Genomic DNA, 1854 nt, shown 5'->3' with positions numbered 1-1854 from the left:
ACTGCAGAAGGAAAGCTCTGAAAAACAGGGGTTTATTCCTAAAAGTGTGCTAGAAAGTAAAAAAGAGATCTACTGTCAGAGATGTTTTAAGATAAAAAATTACGGAGAATATCTTCCTGTGGAAATGACGAAGGAAGACTATAGAAAAGAAGTAAACAAAGAAGCTGAAAGGGCCAATGTGGTTCTTGCTGTTTTTGATATAATTGATTTTGAAGGGTCATTTGATGACGAAATACTGGATATTCTGAGAGAAAAAGAGTCCATAATAGCAATAAATAAACTGGACCTTGTGCCAGGGGAAAAGCACCCTTCTGAAGTATCAGACTGGGTAAAAAGAAGACTGGCAGATGAGGGAATAGCTCCTCTGGATATAGCCATACTAAGTGCAAAAAGCGGATACGGAGTAAACGGAATAATCAGAAAACTTAAACACTTTTTCCCAGGAAAAGCCAATGTAATGGTACTAGGAACTACAAATGTGGGAAAATCAAGTATAATAAACGGACTTTTGGGAGACAAGAAGGTAACTACCTCTAAATATCCGGGAACTACTTTGAAAAGTCTGGAAAATACTATTCCAGGAACAAAATTAATACTGATAGATACACCTGGACTTATCCCAGAGGGGAGAGTTTCGGATATGGTCTGCGAAGAGTGTAATCTGAAAATAGTACCTGCCAACGAAATATCCAGAAAGACATTTAAGCTGGAAGAAAACAGGATTCTTATGTTTGGAGGACTGCTGTGGATCAAGGTTATGGATTCTGAGAAGGCAATATTCTCAGCTTTTGCATCTAAAGATGTAAGTTTCCATGAAACAAATGAAGGAAGGCTGGAGGATCTTCTGAGAGATCACTCTGGAGATGCCATATCACCTCCTTGTGAAAAGTGCAGAGATGAATATGCAGCTCTTCCTATGAAGAAAGAGGAATGGACTGTAGAAACAGGAGAGGAACTTGTATTTAAGGGTCTGGGATGGCTTTCTGTGAAGAGGGGACCACTGACTATAGAGGTGACTATTCCAGAAGGAGCAGAAATAATCCTGAGGGATGCCTTTATCAAACCAAAAAGAGGATAAAGGGGAGAATTCTCCCCTTTTTTTTAAATAAAATGATAATTTTTATTTTATCAACTGAAGTTTAGTTATATTTAAATATGGATTATATTATTTAATTTACACAGATTCTGTCACTTTTCTCTTGACAGAAAAGTAACCAAAAGGTCAAGAATTTTCAAATGTCTAGTAAGTATATGTTTCTTTTAACGCCTTTGGAAGCTACAGTCCTCGGTTCCCTGCGGAACTTATTCTGTAGTACGGCTGAGTGCAGGATTTTTCCTGTATAAGCCCTGCGACTTTAAAATTCAAAGGCAGAAAAAAGAATATCAACCTAAATAAAAAGTATGCGCACAGTGATTCTTCAATTTATCGTTCTAAAAAGGTTTTGAATCTTTCGGCCATTGATAAAATAAGCGTTAAAAATGACCGCAGTGAAATCCTTAGTAAAAATCAACTGTTTGAGCGAAGCGAGTAGCCAAAAAATAACAAGTCATACGAGTATATTTTCTGGTTCTCAGAAACTTGTTTTCTGAGTTTCCTCACTCTACTCAGATTTCCGAAGGCATTTATCTTATTTTTCACGGGCCTTGATTTTTGGTTATGCCCTGACCGAAGGGAGGAAATGCCCTTGGGGTGCTTTTCTTTCAAGAGAAAAGTTACATCGGGTAAAGTTAGTAACTTATCAAAAATTTTTAAGTAGCAACTTGAGTTAAATATTCAAATAAAATACTATTTTTAAATAGCTGAAGTTTGTACTAATAAAATCAGATTTATCAGAAAGATACCGAAAAACTAGT

General features: G+C 36.4%; 1 protein-coding gene. It reads left to right on the top strand.

What is annotated here, in order from left to right; all coding sequences use genetic code 11:
• Nucleotide 1 precedes the first annotated feature (1 nt).
• Nucleotides 2-1078, top strand: a complete 1077-nt coding sequence (yqeH, locus tag ABZA26_RS14145; RefSeq protein ID WP_372715135.1) for a ribosome biogenesis GTPase YqeH — start codon at nt 2-4, stop codon at nt 1076-1078.
• The last annotated feature ends 776 nt before the right edge of the window (nt 1079-1854 follow it).

Origin of the sequence: Ilyobacter sp., from assembly GCF_041583315.1 — a bacterium.
Lineage (GTDB): Bacteria > Fusobacteriota > Fusobacteriia > Fusobacteriales > Fusobacteriaceae > Ilyobacter.
This window is presented reverse-complemented; position numbering and strand designations above follow the sequence as displayed.